This is a genomic window from Kitasatospora sp. NPDC091335 (assembly GCF_044757205.1).
Taxonomy (GTDB): domain Bacteria; phylum Actinomycetota; class Actinomycetes; order Streptomycetales; family Streptomycetaceae; genus Kitasatospora.
In genome coordinates this window covers 38,099-54,431 of record NZ_JBIVUM010000003.1, presented here as the reverse complement: position 1 = coordinate 54,431, position 16,333 = coordinate 38,099, and the positions used below count along the sequence as shown (strand labels likewise).

General features: G+C 72.7%; 11 protein-coding genes and 5 pseudogenes. 6 read left to right on the top strand and 10 right to left on the bottom strand.

From position 1 onward, the window contains the following. Window positions 1–91: 91 nt before the first annotated feature. The 3 genes from ACIQOW_RS08960 to ACIQOW_RS08950 form a co-directional block, all read right to left on the bottom strand. Window positions 92–658, bottom strand: coding sequence for a rhodanese-like domain-containing protein (locus ACIQOW_RS08960; RefSeq protein WP_401081527.1), 567 nt, complete (start codon window positions 656–658; stop codon window positions 92–94). A gap of 99 nt (window positions 659–757) precedes the next feature. After that, window positions 758–1,507, bottom strand: a complete 750-nt coding sequence (locus ACIQOW_RS08955; protein ID WP_401081524.1) for a sulfite exporter TauE/SafE family protein — start codon at window positions 1,505–1,507, stop codon at window positions 758–760. Continuing rightward, window positions 1,504–1,893, bottom strand: coding sequence for a rhodanese-like domain-containing protein (locus tag ACIQOW_RS08950; RefSeq protein ID WP_401081521.1), 390 nt, complete (start codon window positions 1,891–1,893; stop codon window positions 1,504–1,506). Before ACIQOW_RS08950 ends, ACIQOW_RS08955 begins: the two co-directional genes overlap by 4 nt. Window positions 1,894–2,207: 314 nt before the next feature. On the opposite strand from ACIQOW_RS08950, the gene ACIQOW_RS08945 reads away from it, so the two are divergent. Further along, entirely contained in the window at window positions 2,208–3,593 is a 1,386-nt protein-coding gene (locus tag ACIQOW_RS08945) for a rhodanese-like domain-containing protein (RefSeq protein ID WP_401081518.1), read from the top strand. A gap of 575 nt (window positions 3,594–4,168) precedes the next feature. Here the strand turns inward: ACIQOW_RS08945 and ACIQOW_RS08940 are convergent. Continuing rightward, complete coding sequence (locus ACIQOW_RS08940) at window positions 4,169–4,708, bottom strand: hypothetical protein (protein ID WP_401081516.1); 540 nt, start codon at window positions 4,706–4,708, stop codon at window positions 4,169–4,171. Window positions 4,709–4,746: 38 nt separating this feature from the next. Between ACIQOW_RS08940 and ACIQOW_RS08935 the strand changes: the two genes are divergently transcribed. The 3 genes and pseudogenes from ACIQOW_RS08935 to ACIQOW_RS08925 all read left to right on the top strand — a co-directional run. Next, a complete protein-coding gene (locus tag ACIQOW_RS08935; protein ID WP_401081513.1) occupies window positions 4,747–6,276 on the top strand; it encodes a hypothetical protein in 1,530 nt (509 codons plus the stop codon). A 197-nt stretch (window positions 6,277–6,473) separates the two neighbouring features. Further along, window positions 6,474–7,325, top strand: a complete 852-nt coding sequence (locus ACIQOW_RS08930) for a PAS domain-containing protein (protein WP_401082843.1) — start codon at window positions 6,474–6,476, stop codon at window positions 7,323–7,325. Further along, a pseudogene (locus ACIQOW_RS08925) lies at window positions 7,252–7,896 on the top strand (PP2C family protein-serine/threonine phosphatase); the annotation flags it as partial. The gene ACIQOW_RS08930 and the pseudogene ACIQOW_RS08925, both read left to right, overlap by 74 nt. A 129-nt stretch (window positions 7,897–8,025) precedes the next feature. Here ACIQOW_RS08925 and ACIQOW_RS08920 read toward each other — a convergent pair. From ACIQOW_RS08920 to ACIQOW_RS08905, 4 genes and pseudogenes are all read right to left on the bottom strand, one after another. After that, window positions 8,026–8,235, bottom strand: a pseudogene (locus tag ACIQOW_RS08920) (flavin reductase); the annotation flags it as partial. A 113-nt stretch (window positions 8,236–8,348) separates the two neighbouring features. After that, window positions 8,349–8,507 (bottom strand): annotated as a pseudogene (locus ACIQOW_RS08915) (DUF1330 domain-containing protein); the annotation flags it as partial. Between the two features lie 133 nt (window positions 8,508–8,640). Continuing rightward, window positions 8,641–9,171, bottom strand: coding sequence for a TetR family transcriptional regulator (locus ACIQOW_RS08910; RefSeq protein ID WP_401082840.1), 531 nt, complete (start codon window positions 9,169–9,171; stop codon window positions 8,641–8,643). Window positions 9,172–9,193: 22 nt separating this feature from the next. Further along, on the bottom strand, window positions 9,194–10,714 hold the full coding sequence (locus tag ACIQOW_RS08905; RefSeq protein ID WP_401081510.1) for an MFS transporter: 1,521 nt from the start codon (window positions 10,712–10,714) through the stop codon (window positions 9,194–9,196). Between the two features lie 664 nt (window positions 10,715–11,378). Here ACIQOW_RS08905 and ACIQOW_RS08900 point away from each other — a divergent pair. Both ACIQOW_RS08900 and ACIQOW_RS08895 read left to right on the top strand, forming a co-directional pair. Further along, window positions 11,379–12,242 carry a 2OG-Fe dioxygenase family protein gene (locus tag ACIQOW_RS08900; protein ID WP_401081508.1) on the top strand — a complete coding sequence of 288 codons (864 nt, stop codon included), beginning with the start codon at window positions 11,379–11,381 and terminating at the stop codon, window positions 12,240–12,242. 290 nt (window positions 12,243–12,532) lie between these two features. Then, window positions 12,533–14,752, top strand: a complete 2,220-nt coding sequence (locus ACIQOW_RS08895) for a catalase (protein ID WP_401081505.1) — start codon at window positions 12,533–12,535, stop codon at window positions 14,750–14,752. A gap of 94 nt (window positions 14,753–14,846) precedes the next feature. On the opposite strand, the pseudogene ACIQOW_RS08890 reads toward ACIQOW_RS08895, so the two are convergent. Both ACIQOW_RS08890 and ACIQOW_RS08885 read right to left on the bottom strand, forming a co-directional pair. Further along, window positions 14,847–15,035, bottom strand: a pseudogene (locus ACIQOW_RS08890) (hypothetical protein); the annotation flags it as partial. Continuing rightward, window positions 15,032–16,029: pseudogene (locus tag ACIQOW_RS08885) on the bottom strand (thiamine pyrophosphate-dependent enzyme); the annotation flags it as partial. The pseudogenes ACIQOW_RS08885 and ACIQOW_RS08890, both read right to left, overlap by 4 nt. Between the last annotated feature and the right edge of the window lie 304 nt (window positions 16,030–16,333).

Genomic DNA, 16,333 nt, shown 5'->3' with positions numbered 1-16,333 from the left:
GTCGGGGCCGGGACCGGGCTCGGCGGCGCACCGGCTCAGTGGGTCGGTGGCTCAGTGGGTCGGCGGGTCAGCCGCTCGGCGGGTCAGTGCTTCAGCGCTTCAGGGTGGCGAGCGTCTCGTCCAGGCCCGGCGCGCCGGGGCGGGGCCGGTTGAAGGGGAGCTTGGAGAGCACCGAGCCCATCGCGCAGGTGTTGGTCAGCGCCGAGAAGGCCAGCCCGGCGCCCACGGCCGCGGAGACCCAGCGGGCGCCCGGCAGAGCGAGGTCGACCAGCAGGCCGGCCAGTACCAGCGAGCCGGCCACCATGCGGACCTGGCGGTCCATCGCCCACGTCCGGCGGGCGCCGGCCACCTGGTCCAGCGGCCGTCCGGCGCTCGCCCAGGCGTTGGTGCCACCGGCCAGGGTGAGGGTCGGGATGCCGGCCTCGGCGAGCCGACCGCAGGCGTTGGCGGCGCGCGGCCCGGCGGCGCAGACCACGGCGATCTCGTTGTGGCCGGCGGCCTCGCGCAGCGCCGGCAGTGCGCGGTCCAGCTGGTTCAGCGGGACGTTCAGGGCGCCGGGGATGTGGCCCGCGGCGTACTCGCCGGGGGAGCGGACGTCGATGATGGTGAGCTGTCCGAGGCGGGGCTGGAACTGCTCGACGGTCAGCGGCGTGGTCATGGGGATGCGGGTCCTCTCGGGGAACGGTGGGGGTGTCCGGGTGTCCGGGTGTCCGGGTGTCGGGAAGGAGGGACTGTGGGGGTGGGCCCGGTGCCGTGATCAGGTCAGCGTGGTGACCAGCATCAGCGCGGCGACGCCGAGCAGGGCGAGGGCGAAGACCTTCTGCAGGGTGCGCCCGTTGAGCTTGTCGGCCAGCCGCTTGCCGTCCCAGGCGCCGAGGATCGCGGCCCCGGTGAAGGGGGCGGCCACGGCCCAGTCGATGGTGCCGGTCGCGCCGAGGCGGGGCAGCAGGGCGGCGAGCGAGTTGGCGGAGATGACCAGCAGGCTGGTCCCGACGGCCTCGGCCATGGTGAAGGCGAGCACCGAGACCAGGGCAGGTACGGCGAGGAAGCCGCCGCCGACGCCGAGCAGTCCGGTGACGGCGCCGAGCCCGGCGCCCGCCGCCGTGGAGCGGCCGAGGCCTGCGGCGGAACGTTCCTGCGCCTGCGCCTTGGGCGGTACCAGCATCCGCCAGGCCGCGAGCGCCGCCAGCACCGCGAAGGCCCCGGTCAGCAGCGCGCCCGGCAGGTGGGCGGACAGCGCCCCCGCGGCCGCGGCTAGCGGTAGTCCGGCGGCGGCGAACAGCGCGCCGGTGCGCCAGCGGACCCGGCCCGTCCTGGCGTGGGCGAGCAGCCCGGTCAGCGAGGTCGCCGCGACGATCACCAGGCTGGCCGTGGTGGCCAGCGCCGGGCTGAAGCCCAGCAGGTAGACCAGCGCGGGCACGGCGAGCATGCTGCCGCCACCGCCCAGCCCGCCCAGCGCGAGCCCGACCACGGCACCGGCGGCGAGCGCCAGGAGCAGCGTGGTCATATCACGTGCCCGGCGCTGCCTCCGGGCGTGGTGACCGGCAGCCCGGCCAGCGCCCAGGCGCGCATGCCGCCGGCCACGTTCAGCACCTCGATACCGCGCTGCGCGAGCAGCTCCGCCGCGCGCTGGGAGCGATTGCCGGAGCGGCAGACCGCCAGCACGGTCCGGTCGGCCGCCTCGGGCGGCAGCGGCACACCGGCGACCAGGGCGATCAGCGGCTGGTGCAGCGCGCCGGGGGCGTGGCCGACGGTGAACTCGGCGGCCTCCCGGACGTCGAGCAGGACGGCGGCGCCGGTACGGGCGAGCTCCTGGGCCTTGGTGGGGGTGGTCTGCCCGGGGGCGCTGTGCCCATCGGGGCCGGGCCCGTGGGCGTGCGGCAGCAAAGGCATGGGGTGTCTCCAGTGGTGCAGGCCGGACCGCGGCGGTCCGGCGGATCGGGGGCGGCGTCGGGCGCACGGGTGTCCGTACGGGCCCGGTGGCCCGGTACGGCGGCGTGGCCGGCGCTTCCTCGGCCCCGCCCGTACCTGGCTCGGTGGCGGCGGCCGTCCCCCTCGATGTCCACCATAGTACCCCCGGGGGTATTATCGAAATCGTTCACCGATACCCCCGCCCGTATCGGCCTCGGAGGCCGTATGCTGGCAAATATACCGAGGGGGGTATCACGACGGCGCCGTGGCGCCCGATGCGGCCCAGGAGGGTTCCCGTGTACTTCGCCCAGTTCTACCTCGACTGCCTCTCCCAGGCCTCGTACCTGATCGCCGACGAGCGCACCGGCCGCGCCGTCGTGGTCGACCCGCGCCGCGACGTGGACGAGTACGTCGCCGACGCCGAGGCCCACGGGTTCACCGTCGAGGCGGTAATCAACACCCACTTCCACGCCGACTTCCTGGCCGGTCACCTCGAACTGGCCGACCGCACCGGCGCCTGGATCGGGTACGGGCGGCGGGCGGAGACCGAGTACCCGATCCGCAAGCTGGCCGACGGAGAGCGGATCGAGCTGGGCGACGTCACCCTGGAGATCATGGAGACGCCCGGGCACACGCCCGAGTCGATCAGCATCCTCGTCTTCGAGCAGCCCGACGACACCGTCCCGTACGGGGTGCTCACCGGCGACGCGCTGTTCATCGGCGATGTCGGCCGCCCCGACCTGCTCGCCTCGGTCGGCGTCACCGCCGAGGAACTCGGCGCCATGCTGTACGACAGCGTCCACCGCAAGCTGATGGCCCTGCCCGACGAGACCCTGGTCTTCCCCGCCCACGGGGCGGGTTCGGCCTGCGGCAAGAACCTCTCCACCGAGAAGCGGTCCACCATCGGCGCGCAGCGCCGGACCAACTACGCCTGCCGGCCGATGGACCAGGACACCTTCGTCCGCATCGTCACCGCCGGCCAGTCCGCCGCCCCCGCCTACTTCGGCCACGACGCCGCCCTCAACCGGCAGGACCGCCCGCTGCTCGACCGCGCGAACGCCGCCCGCCCGCTGTGCCCCGAGAGCTTCAGGCAGGCCCGCACCGCGGGCGCCGTCGTCCTCGACGCCCGCAGCCCCGAGGACTTCGGCGCGGGACACGTGCGCGGCGCCGTCAACGTGCCCCTCGACGGCCGCTTCGCCGAACAGGCCGGCACCGTCCTCACCCCCGACAGCACCCTCGCGATCATCGCGCCCCAGGACCGCGAGGACGAGGTCGTCACCCGCCTCGCCCGCATCGGCTTCGACCACATCGCCGGCTACCTGCGCAACCCCGGCAACGCCCTGCCCGCCCTCGCCGACGACCTCACCCCCGCCAGTCGCCTCACCGCTGACCAACTCCGCACCGCCCTCGACGGCGAGCAGCCCCCCACCGTCCTGGACGTGCGTACCAGCGGCGAACGCGAAGCAGGATCCGTCGAAGGCTCCCTGCACATCGCCCTGGCCGAACTCCCCGCCCGCCTGGACGAGATCCCCACCGACCGCCCCCTGGTCGTCCACTGCGCCGGCGGCCACCGCTCCTCCATCGCCGCCAGCCTGCTCCGCCACCACGGCCACCCCGACGTCTCCGACCTCCTCGGCGGCTACGCCGCCTGGCACGGCCTCACCCACCCCGCCCGCGCCTGAACCCAACCGCCCCGGCCCACCTCCGGCTCGGCAGCTGCTCCGCGGACCTCCTGGGTCGCCGGTCGTGCCGTGAGCCCTGCGTGGTGCCGGGGCGCGCGGTGCCGTTTGGCTACGCACGACCTCCTGGAGCCGGTGCTACCGAAGGGCCTCGGGGCGGGAACTGGTTCCGGCCAAGTTCGGCCAACTGTGCTGATGCTGTGATCAGGCTGTGTAGTTTCGAGCGGCCTGGAAGGCGCCAATCGCCTTTTGGCGTAGGCGCTGCAAGTCCTGGCGGCCATGTCGGTATCTCCCTCGCCCTCTTCGCAGACGGGAATCGGGATGACCACCCCGACCACCGGAACACCTGCCACCACGCCAACGGCCACCTCGACGGGTCCGACGAGTGCGTCGCCCACGACGGAGGTGGACAAGGCGGCTCTTGACGGTGCGACACCGAGGGACTTGCTTCCGACTACCGGCAACTACCCGACGGAGATCGTCCGGTACCGCTCGGTGGTGCTGACCGACATCCCCGGGGCGAAGCCCGCGCGCAAACTGACCGGTGCCATCGACCCCGGCGAGGAGAACCTGCCGTTCTACGAGCGCCCGGCCGAGGGCATGATCGTCACCACGGAGCAGAGTTGGTCGGCCCAGGGCGTCACGCTCGGCCGACTGCTGCACAGCCTCGCGCTCGCGCCCGGCGAGAGCACCAGGGTCGCGGTCGTCGACTGGCAACGCACCACCAAGGCCACCGGCACCGAGACGGCGTCCGAGAACGAGGCACTGTCCGGAATCACCGACCAGAACCGGTCGATCAGCGAGGTCGCGAGCGCGATCGCCCGCGAGGAGCAGTACGGCGACTCCTTCGGGTTCCAGGCCAGCCAGTCGTCCAGCTCCGGCGGCAGCGTCGGCGTCCCACTCTTCGGCATCGGCGGCGACTGGAGCAGGTCGTCGAGCACGGGCATCGCGACCGCGGTGTCGCGCTCAACCGGTGTGCGGTCGGTCGCGGACGAGGCGTCGCAGCGGATCAGCGCGCGGACCCAGCAGCTGGCGACCGCGGCCCGCAGCAGGAACATGACGGCCGTCCGTGAGACGTGGCAGTCGGAGAAGGACCAGGTCCTCACCCGGGTCGTCACCAACTACAACCACATGCACGCGATGTCGGTCCAGTACCATGTACGAGCGCAGCGGCACCGGCTGGCTGCAACGGGGCGGCCCGGGCGTGCAGCGTCTGTCCTCCACTTCCGGCGGTGCGGTCTGGGCCGTCGTACAGCCCCAGTCCAGCACCGAGACTCTGCCCTTCGTGATGGCGCCCGGTACGACGGCCTTGGCCCGTCCCACGACCGGTGGCCTACAGAACATCGTCGGATTGGCGCAGATCGCCTCGGCCGCCGACGGGGACTACTGGGTGCTCATGAGTAACGGGACACTGTCCCGGATCCTGGCACGGGAGGCACCGACAGCCTTCGACGACCAGCCGAAGGACGACTCCTCCTACGCGTCCAGGATCGACGTCTGGTCCGACAATGCCGGAGTTCGCAGCATCCAGGTGGTCTTCCCGACTCGCACCGTCCGCTACGGCGACCCCGGCGACTCCGGCACGCAGCAACACGACTCCTACACCTTCGGCGGCGCCGACAAGCTGATCTCCGTCGACGCCTGGTCCGGCACGGCCGCCCGCGGCGGCCTCGCCGGGCTGCGCCTGACGATGACCTCGGGCGTGGCCGACTTCGGCATCGCCGCGACCACCGCCGCCGCACCCGACCTGAACGAGGACGCCGGCGGCGCCTCGGCCATCTGCGGGCTGTTCGGTTCGACGGTGAAGTCCGGCGGCCGCACCTACGTCTCGTCCATCGGCTTCCACGTGCGGGGCGCGAGCGTGCCCCAGGCGGTCCTGGACCGCCTGAACGACAACCGCCGCCACTACAGCCGGGCCGTCTGGGCCAACGCCGACGAGTTGACGCTCAGCCGCATCCTCGCCAACTACTCCTACACGCCGTCGGGTTCGACCGCGGCACCCGTCCCGCTCGGCATGCTGCTGGACCCGAAGCCGATCGCCGCCACCGGCAACTACCTCGGCTTCCGCTGGAACTTCGGCAGCGAGCAGGAACGTGATGACTGGACCAAGACCCGCCAGGCGGGCGACAACACGTTCGGGACGCCGGTGGCCAGCACGATCGCCATCGCCACCAACGGCGTCTTCGCCGAGGCCGTCCTTGGTCGGTCCAACTCGGCCGAGAAGATCGACCTCACCCGCTTCTGGAACTGGAAGGACCCGCCCATCCAGATCACACCGGCCGACATCGCCCCGATCTCCACCGCCTCGCGCGCGCAGAACCCCGACACCACGGCGGCCGGCATGGGCGTCTCCCAGGCGAAGTTCACGCCGCTGGTGGCGATGCCCGATCCGGTCGGCCTCCAGACCGCGCAGGCCATCGCGACCGCCAACCTGTTCCGGGACATGAGCGGCCTCAACAGCATGAGCCAGGTGCTCACCAAGGGCATCGAAGCCGCCGCCGGCAACGACAAGGCCGCCGGCGAACGCGCCCAGGAAGCCCTGAAGACAGCCACCGAGCACCAGCAGAAGATGACCCAGCTCGCCCTCGACGCCGCCGCAAAGGTCACCGGTCCGAGCTCGCCGAGCTGCTGGACACCACGGGGGCCGCCGCGGCATAGCCTGCATCCGCGCGGTCCGCTGGAGTGATCGGGGTGAGCGCACCCGTGATCAAGACCCTGTCGCCGCAGCTGCTCACCAGCATGTGAACAGCGGGGCGGCTTCCGGGCCTCGCCGCCGTGCCACCGGGTCAGGACGTGGTTTACCCGCGTCCCGCGGATGCGGCAATCGCGTGATCCACTGGTGCCACCTTCCAACTCCCATCCGATGGGCGAAGGGTGAGTCCCATGCGAGGGCAGGAGCCGGTGCCGGTCGCGCCGTCGGGTTCGGCGCCGGAAGTCGGCGACCTGGGCGCGTACGTGGTCGAGGACAGCGGGCTGATCGTCGCGGTCAACGACCACGCCCTCGCGCTGCTGGGAACGGCGCGTGCGGACGTGCTCGGCCGAGACCACCACGAGTTGCTGCACCGCGGCCCGGACGGCAGTGTTCTCCCACGGGCGCAGTGCCCGCTCATGGACGCAGTGCTGTCCCGTGCCGCGTGCAGTGGCGCGAGCACGTGGTTCGCGCGGGGTGACGGCGTGCTGCTGCCGGTGCAGTGGACCGCAACCCCCCTACCAGACGGCCGGCGGTCCGGCGACCCTGGTGCTGTTCCACCTCCGCCCGGCCGACACGGCTCCCGACGCTCCCGGGCAGCTGTCCGAACTCGAACGGCTCGCCCTGCTCGCCGAGACCACCACCTCGTTGACGTCGACGATGAACGAGGAGGAGATGGTCGACCGGCTGGCAGGCCTGGTGCTGCCGCACCTGGCCGACTGGATGGTGATCGACCTCATCGACGACACCGGCGACATCTGGCGCACCCGCGTGGTCGAGCACCGGGACGGCCGCCCGGTCCGGCATCCGGAGCTGGAAGGGCCGATACCCGCCGTGTCGCCGCAGTCCCCGATGCCGCTCTCGCGCGCCCTGCGCGGCACCGCCGCCTCCCTGGCCGGCCCGCAGGTCTACCAAGGCCGACCCGACTCGGGCATCGCGGTCGTCCAGCACGAACTGTTCGCCGCCACGGGCATGCGTTCGGCCGCCATCGCCCCCGTCCGCGGTGCCAAGGAGGTCCTCGGCGCGCTCACGTTGGGACGCGGTGACGGCCGGGTGCGGTTCGCCACCCGGGACCTCTCGCTGCTGGAGGACATCACCCGCCGGGCCGGCGTGGCGATCTCCAACTCGCGCCTGTATCAGCGCCAGCGGCGGGTCGCCGAGACGATGCAGCGCCACCTGCTGCCCCACCTCCCCGACCTGCCCGGGGTCGAACTGCATGCCGCCTACCTGTCCGCGCCGGACGCCTCCCAGGTCGGCGGCGACTGGTACGACGTCTTCACCCTGCCCGGCGACGCCACCGTCCTGGTCATCGGCGATGTCGTGGGCCACGACCTGGAGGCCGCCGCGGGCATGGCCCAGCTGCGCAACATGCTCCGCGCCCTCGCCTGGTCCCATCCGGGCCCGCCCAGCGGCGTGGTCGACCAGCTCGACCACGCCATGGGCCGGGTCACCGACCGGCTGATGGCCACCCTCGTTCTGGGACGCCTGAGTCCGCACCCGGAGTCCGGCTGGACCTGGACGTGGACCAACGCCGGCCACCCGCCGCCCCTGGTCGTCACGCACGACGGCCGAGCCGAACTCCTCCACGCACCGCACAGCCTGCTCCTGGGCACCGGCGTCGAGGCCGCCCGTGGAAACGCCACCGTGCACCTGCCGCCGGGCTCCACCCTGCTGCTGGCGGCGCGAGCTGTCGACGTCGTCGCCCGTACGACCGCCGAACAGCTCCGCGAGGTCATGCCGGTGAGTCGGCAGGAGATGGACCACCAGCACCTGCGAATGCGACGCGACGGCATAGGTACGGTTCGCTTTGGAGATCCACACGGCGAAGCGGGGCGGGTGGATCGAGCACTGGCCGGCGAAGCCGACCAGACACCCCGCATGGTCCTGCCCTGCCGTCGCGGTGACGACATACACCGGGTAGTCCAACAATTCGGCGAATGCGTCGAATCGGCCCATGGCGCTGCTCCTTTCCTCGTATCCGTCGAGCCATTGCGGGGAGCCGCGCGACCTCACGGTCGGTCGTCGCGCCGCCCACCGGCCGCGTCGGCCGGCCCAGCGCAAGCAGGCCACCGGCGAGCGACTCCGCGGCGGCCAGCGTGCTGCCCGCCGCGGACGAGCACCCGTCCGCCTCCGGCCTTGACGGCCGGAGCGGCCGGCTCGTTGTAGGCGGCCAGCTTCTCGGGGTCGGATATGGTGCGGTAGGCGCTGGCCCAGTAGCCCTTGGCCACGAGGACCGCCAGGGTGTTCGAAAAGTGCGCGTCCGGGAAGGCACGTCGGAGCGTGTACGTCTGACGCGGGATCACTGTTGCGAGCGGGCGTGCCCGGCGGAAGATCACCGGGCTCGTGCAGGGAACGTACTGCTCAGCGACGTGCCGGAGCCTCGCCGTTGAGCAGGGGTTGCAGGAGCGGGACGTACAGATCGGCGACTTCGTCGGGGGCCAGGCTCGTCAGCCGGTCGGCCTGGACGGTCGCGTACAGGGCCCCGAGGCCGAGCAGCACGCCGATGGCCAGTTCCGCTCGCAGCGCGGGGTCCTGCCCGGGGAGTCGGGCGGCGAGGGCGTCGATGACCTGCGTGCGGAAGTTGGCCCGGGCCTGACCGCCGAGTTCCAGGTGGTGACGGGAGAAGGCGATGCGCAGGATCGGGTCGCGGGTCCGGCCGCGCTGGGTGGCGAGCAGGTGCAGGACCATGTGCCGGGCGAGGCCGTCCAGAGGGGCGTCGAACAGGGCGGTGGCGTCGGCGTCGAAGGTGAAGACCTGGTTGAACAGGTGCTCCTTGGAGCCGTAGTACTTCATCACGAGTGCCGGGCTGACGCCCGCGTCATCGGCGATGGCGGCGATGGTCGTGTCGGCGTAGGCATGGCGTGCGAACGCACGCCGGGCGGCGGCGAGGATCTCCGTGCGCCGCGCGTCGGCGTCACGCGGTCGTGCCGCCCGGTCCGGTGCCGGGGCGGACGTCGGCGGTGCCGGTGCCGGCGGGTTCCTGGACGTCGTTCGCGGGTGGCCGCTGCGGGGGGAGGCGGAGCTCGGGCCGGGCATCGTGTTCAGCCTCCTGGAGGGGGGACGGTGCGGGTCGCGGCCGGCGTGGGATGAGGCGGGCGGCCGCGAGGGCCAGCAACGCGACCGCCCCCGCCGCGGCGAAGGCCACGCGGTACCCGTCCAGGGTAGGCGCCGTCACGGCCACGCCCGACACGTCGGCGAACACGCGGGTGTGTTCCGCCAGCACGGTGGCGACCACCGCACTGCACAGGGCCTGCCCGATGGTGCGCATGAGGACGTTGAGGCCGTTCGCCGCGGCGGTCTGCTCCAGCGGTACCGCCCGCATGATCAGCATGGGCAGCGCTGAGTAGGCGAGCGCCGTGCCGACCGAGACCACGGCCGCACCGGCGATGACCGCCCACAACTGCCGACTGTCGGCGAAGCGAAGCCCGTACCCGGTCGCGATGACCACCGTGCCCAGGGTCAGCGTGGCCCTGGCTCCACGGGCGGCGGACAGTCGGGCGGACAGGGAGGCGCACAGCACCATGATCACACCACTGGGCAGCAGGCACGCACCCGCCGCCACCACCGAGAGACCCAGACCGTACCCGGTGACCCGAGGTGCCTGGATCAGCTGCGCGGTGACGAGGGAGTTGGCGTAGAACGCGAACCCGGCCAGCAAAGCGGCCACATGCGGCAGCAGAACCGCAGGACGCGTCGCGAGCCGCACGTCCACCAGCGGCCGCGACGCCCGGCGCTGCTGGACGGTCCACCCCGCCAGGATCAGCAGCGCCGCCCCCGACAGGCCCAGAACCCGCCGACTGTCCCACCCCCACTCACCCGCCTTGGACAGCGCCAGCAGCAGAAGCACCAGCCCCGCACTCAGCCCGCACGCCCCGACCACGTCGAACCGTCCCGGCGAGCGAACCGGCTCCTCCCGCAGCACCCACCAGGCCGTCAGGAGCACCGCCGCCGAGAGCACGGTCATCGCCCAGAACATCGCATGCCAGTCCGCGAACTGCACCAGCAGCGCGGCCAGTGGCAGACCGAGAGCCGCACCGATCCCCACCGTCGAACTCATCAGCGCCACCGACGAACCCGTCCGATGCGGCGGCAGCACGCCCCGCAGGAAACTGATCGACAGCGGCACCACCGCGGCCCCCACCCCCTGTAGCCCGCGGCCGGCCAGAAGCCAGGGGAGGGTGGAGGCGAACGAGCACACCAGCGACCCGACGGCGAGCGCACCGAGCGAGACCAGCAGCATCCGCCGCTTGCCGTACATGTCCCCGGCCCGCCCCAGCAACGGCGTCGCGACCGCCCCGGTCAGCAACGTGAGCGTGACCACCCACCCGACATCGACGGGCGCCGCGCCGGTCAGCCGAGGCAACTGCGGCAGCAGCGGCACGACGGCGGTCTGGACCAGCGTGGTGACGACTCCCCCTGCCGCCAGCACGGCCATGACGCGGCGATCGGCGGACGGGGGTGGGTGTGGGTGTGGGGAGGGCGAATCAATGGGCACTGCGGACCCCCTCAAAGGTGAATGGCGTTCACCACTGTAGGTGAACGCCATTCACCTCACAAGGCGGTTCCGTCCGCGACGTCGGCCACGAACCCGGGGCCGGTCAGCCCCTGGCGCAGGCTCTCGCTGAGGGAGGCGAACCGCTCCCACCCGGTGACCCTGATGTTCCGGACCACGCCGAGGTCATGGAGCCGGCGTGCGACAGGGGAGGGCCGGGAGCCGCCGCCGCGCCAGCGAACCCGCCGCGGCGCCGAGCAGTGCCGCACCGCCCGCGGCGAGCAGGCCGTGGTGCTGGGAGGCCCACAGCTGCGCGCTGCGCTCGCGCGCCTCGTTGTCGAAGCGGCCGTGCGCGCCGTGGTCGTCGGAGGTGTCCGACGGCGTCCAGAGGTTGGCGAGGTCCTCCGGCCGCCCGGGGCCGTCCTCCTGCTGGGCGTCGATGCCGGTGCGGGCGAGACAGCGGTCGAGCAGGCCGGAGCCGTGCGCACTTCCGACTGGTGCCGGCCGCGGCCCGCGCTCATCCGCACGGCGGACGCCCCGGCGGTGCGACCGCCCGCGGCGTGCCAGCGTGGAAGGGCACGGCGGGACAGGGCGGGGAAACGGCCCCGTGCCGGAGCCCGGCCGCGAGCGCTGGGAGCAGCCGATGGACGAGACCGCGAACACGTCCGGCCGGATGGGCGGAGTCCAGCCGGCGGGACGGACCACGACGGTCCGGCGGGACGGCTACGCCCGGCTGGACTCCGCCGACCTGGGGGTCGACGCCGGAGCCCTGGCGGAGGATTTCGCCGTGCTGGCCGCTGCTTACCGGGACCTGCCGCGGGATCCGTATGCGTGGGCGACCAACCGGTTCCGCCGCTACTCGCACGCCGTGTACCTGCCGTGGACCGGTGAGCTGTCCTACATCCCCGGCGCGCCCGACGAGGAGTTCGGCACCGTCACCGAGTACTGGCAGGACGAGCACAACCCGGAGTACCCACGAGTGCTCCGGAGACTGCCCGACATCCCGCCCGCCCTGCGCGGAAACCGGCTTCTCGACGCCCTGATCCGCGCCGACCTGGGGCACGCGCTGTGGCTGGATGACCTCCATCGGGTCCCCGTCTACGTCGGCATCCACCTGATCGCGCTCGGTGTGCACGGTCGGGACGAGGAAGCGGTCTCCTCGCCGAACTGCCTGCACCAGGACGGTGGTTCACCGGCCACCTTCACCTTCGCCCACCTGATCGGCCGACGGAACGTCGAGGGCGGGGAGAACGTCATCGCCACGCCCGAGAGTGCCGGGCGGCAACCCGACGCGCTGGCGCCCGAGGCCCTTCACGACCGCTTCGTCCTGACCGAGCCGCTGGACGGCTACGGCGTTCACGACCGCCGCGTCAGCCATTACGTCGGCCCGGTCCGGCTCGGCGACGACGGTGAGGACGGCCGGCGCGACATCCTGATCATCGGCATCGCCCCGTACACCCCCGGGCTGTAGCGGCGGCGTCCGGGGTGGGCGCCGACGCCCCGGGCGTCAGGCCGAGCAGCGCCCGGGTGAACCGTGAACACGGCGCGCAGTGCGGCGCCGCAACCGGGGGAGGCTCGACGGGCGAGGTTCGTCGGGCGACCGGTGGCCCCTTTCGGGCGCCGGGGTCGCGTGCTCCCGCCGAAGGTGGGCAGACGATGGCGGACCAGCCTCGCCGCCGCAGCGCCCGGGCGCTGCGGCGAACCGCGCGTCCGGTACCCCCGCCGATCCCGGGCGGGCCCGGACATCCGATCGGAGTAGTCATGGACAAGCCCCACCCTGTGCGGAGAGTGACCGAACAGGTGCCCGGTGCCCCCGGCCCGCAGTCACCGTCCGTGGCGGAACCGACCGAGCCGCGTGCGCCGCTGCCGCCCAAGCCCGACCAGGAAGCACCCGCGGCGGTGTCGGCGACAGGCCGTGCCGCCGGGGCCGACGCCGCGCGGGCGCAGAACGGCGGGTACCTGACCACGGCGCAGGGCGTCCGCCTGCCGGACAGCGACCACTCGCTCAGGGCCGGACCCCGCGGCCCCGTGCTGCTGCAGGACCATCACTTGCGCGAGAAGATCACGCACTTCGATCACGAGCGGATCCCGGAGCGGGTGGTGCACGCCCGGGGTGCCGCTGCGCACGGCGTCTTCCGCGGTTACGGCACGGCGGCGGGCGTGACCAAGGCGGCGTTCCTGGCCGAGGGGGTGGAGACACCGGTGTTCGTGCGGTTCTCCACCGTGCTGGGGTCGCGCGGCTCCGCGGACACGGTTCGTGACACCCGCGGGTTCGCCACCAAGTTCTACACCGGTCAGGGCGTCTTCGACCTGGTCGGCAACAACATCCCGGTGTTCTTCATCCAGGACGCGATCAAGTTCCCGGACATCGTCCATGCCGCCAAGCCGCACCCGGACCGGGAGATCCCCCAGGCCCAGTCCGCGCACGACACCTTCTGGGACTTCGTCTCCTTGCACACCGAGGCCACCCACCACACCCTGTGGAACATGTCCGACCGTGGCATCCCGCGTTCCTACCGGATGATGGAGGGCTTCGGGATCCACACCTTCCGCCTGATCGACGCCGAGGGCGCGAGCACGCTGGTGAAGTTCCACTGGAAGCCGAAGGCGGGAGTGCACTCGCTGGTGTGGGAGGAGGCACAGCTGATCGGCGGCATGGACCCCGACTTCCACCGTCGGGATCTGGCGGACGCGATCGAGGCCGGGGTGTTCCCGCAATGGGAGCTCGGCATCCAGACGTTCCCGGACTCGCCGGAGCAGACCTTCGAGGGCATCGACCTGCTCGACCCGACCAAGCTCGTTCCGGAGGAGCTCGCCCGGGTCCGGCCGATCGGCCTGATGACGCTCAACGCCAACCCCACCAACTACTTCGCCGAGACCGAACAGGTCGCCTTCCACCCGGGCCACCTCGTTCCCGGCATCGACATCACCGACGACCCGCTGCTCTCCGGTCGCCTCTTCTCCTACCTTGACACCCAGATCACGCGACTGGGCGGCCCGAACTTCGCCCAGATCCCGGTCAACCGCACCCACGCCCCGGTCAACGACATGCTCCGCGACGGTTTCCACCAGGACGCCGTCCACAGCGGCGTCGCGCCGTACAAGCCGAACTCGCTCGACGGTGGCTGCCCGTTCTTCGCCGACGCCGCCGACCACGCCTTCGTGGAGCACCCCACACCGATCGCGGCCGGAGCCAAGGTGCGCGAGGCGCCCGCCTCGTTCGACGACCACTTCAGCCAGCCCCGGCTGTTCTGGCTGAGCCTGAGCCCGGTGGAACGCGGGCACGTGATCGCCGCCTACACCTTCGAACTGTCCAAGGTCCACGAGCAGGCGATCAGGGAACGCGTGCTGACCGTCCTGGCGCGGATCGACGACGAGCTCTGCCGGGAGGTCGCCACCGGGCTGGGTCTGCCGGCGCCGGCAGCCGCGGCGCACGTCGACGTCACCCCCAGTCGGGCCCTGTCCCAGCTCGGGCAACGGTGGCCCGCGACCGGCCGTGTGCTCGGCATCATCGCCGGCACCGGCGGCGACCCCGCCGTCGTCCGCGGCGTGCGGGACGCCGCGCGTGCCGCGGGCTTGCTGCCGCTGGTCATCGGCCCCACCGGAGCGCCGGCGGCCGACGACCTCGATGTGCAGCGGACCTTCGCCGCCGCCCGCTCCGTCGAGTTCGACGCGCTCCTGGTGGCCCATACTCCCGAGCCCGGTGCCGATGACCGTGGTGCACGGGACGCCAAGTCCGGCGCGGTCGCGGGCGGCCAGCGGACGCTCGACTCCCGGGTCGTCCTGCTGGTGAACGAGGCCTACCGGCACGCCAAGCCGATCGCCGGTCTCGCGGACGCCCGCGCCCTGTGGGCCGCGGCGGGCGTCGATCCGCACGCGCCGGGTGTGTTCACCGAGACGGACGGCTCGCGGGCCGTCTCGGCGCTGGCGGAGCAACTCGGCACGCACCGCGTCTGGGAGCGCTTCCCCGAGGCGGGCTGAACGCCTGCTCTCCCGTCTGCCCGGCGCCGGCGACCACCGATCGGGGGTGTCGGTCACACCCGCAGGTGTCACCGGGGCCGGCAGCGGGGGTCACGGCGCCGGCCTCGACCGTGTGGGGCAGCACCACCGCGAGCGGGACCTGCCGGTAGTTCGATCCTTCGGTCGCGTAGGCGCCGCGGCTGCCGGCGTCGAAGCGGACCTCCCCGTCTACCTCGGCGCGCAGCGCCCGTTCCAGGGCCGTGAGGTCCAGGCCCTCGCTGCCGGCTTCCGCGGTCACGGTCAGCTCCCGTCGCCGGGCAGGAACTCCTGGACCTTGGCCTTCACCCCTTGGCGGATGACGGAGCCGCGGTCGCTGTCGCCGTGCAGGACGGCGGAGGCGGCGGCCTTGATCTGGTCCCAGGTGGCGTGCGGCGGGATCGGCGGCACCGCCGGGTCGGTGCGGAAGTCGATGACGAACGGGCGCCGCGCGGCCAGCGCCCGGTCCACGCGGGCCCGACGTCCTCGGGCCTCTCGACCCGCACCCCGTCCAGGCCGAAGGACCGGGCGATGTCGGCGTAGCGCACGTCGGGCAGGTGCTGCGAGGGCAGGAAGCTCGGCGCGCCCTGCATCGCCCGCATCTCCCAGGTGACCTGGTTCAGGTCGTGATTGTCGAGCACCGCCACCACCAGGCGCGGATCGCTCCACTCGTGGTAGTACTTGGCGGCGGTGATCAGCTCCGCCAGGCCGTTCATCTGCATCGCGCCGTCGCCGACGATCGCGATCGCCGGGCGGTCGGGGTGAGCGAACTTGGCGCCGATCACGTACGGCACCCCGGGGCCCATGGTGGCCAGTGTGCCGGAGAGCGAGCCGCGCATGGTGCCGCGCATCCGCAGGTGCCGGGCGTACCGGTTCGCCGCCGAGCCGGAGTCGGCGGCCAGCATGGCGTCCTCGGGCAGCAGGGCGTCCAGGGTGTGGACGACGTACTCCGGGTTGACGGGCTCCGCGGCGACCTCGGCGCGCCGCCGCATCACCTCCCACCAGCGGGCCGTGTTGTCCTCGACGGACTTGCGCCACGGACCTTCGGCCTTGCGCTCCAGCAGCGGGATGAGGCGGCGCAGCGTTCCGGCGGCGTCGCCGACGAGGTTCACCTCGAACGGGTAACGCATCCCGATCATGGACGGGTCCAGGTCGATCTGCACGGCGCGGGCCTGGTCGAAGCCGGGCAGGAAGTTGCTGTACGGGAAGCTCGAACCGACCACCAGCAGGGTGTCGCAGTCGCGCATCATCTCGTAATCGGGAAGGCCTGCCCGGTGGGCAGGCAGGCGTGCCAGCGGGCGTACGGCCGGTGACCGGCCGGCCGACGCGGTCGAACCGCGCCTCGACATGCCGATGTGCCGAGCTGCGGTGGGGTGCGGTTCGGGGCCGGTGGCGGCCTCATCGCGGGCCGTTGCCAGGGCGGATGGCGCCGCCACCCGGGGCCGGCGGCCGACCGGCCCCCGGCCGGCGCGCGCCGCCTTGAGCTGCGGAGCGCACCGGTTGTCGCGAAGCCTTGACAGTGCGTCACGGACTCAGAACCCTGGTGCTGTACTTCAGGGAGGCGAG

Excerpts from the sequence above, each read along its gene's own strand:
- ACIQOW_RS08960 (WP_401081527.1), bottom strand. The coding sequence starts at position 658 with ATGACCACGCCGCTGACCGTCGAGCAGTTCCAGCCCCGCCTCGGACAG.
- ACIQOW_RS08955 (WP_401081524.1), bottom strand. The coding sequence starts at position 1,507 with ATGACCACGCTGCTCCTGGCGCTCGCCGCCGGTGCCGTGGTCGGGCTC.
- ACIQOW_RS08950 (WP_401081521.1), bottom strand. The coding sequence starts at position 1,893 with ATGCCTTTGCTGCCGCACGCCCACGGGCCCGGCCCCGATGGGCACAGC.
- ACIQOW_RS08935 (WP_401081513.1), top strand. The coding sequence starts at position 4,747 with ATGTACGAGCGCAGCGGCACCGGCTGGCTGCAACGGGGCGGCCCGGGC.
- ACIQOW_RS08930 (WP_401082843.1), top strand. The coding sequence starts at position 6,474 with ATGCGAGGGCAGGAGCCGGTGCCGGTCGCGCCGTCGGGTTCGGCGCCG.
- ACIQOW_RS08905 (WP_401081510.1), bottom strand. The coding sequence starts at position 10,714 with ATGGCCGTGCTGGCGGCAGGGGGAGTCGTCACCACGCTGGTCCAGACC.
- ACIQOW_RS08895 (WP_401081505.1), top strand. The coding sequence starts at position 12,533 with ATGGACAAGCCCCACCCTGTGCGGAGAGTGACCGAACAGGTGCCCGGT.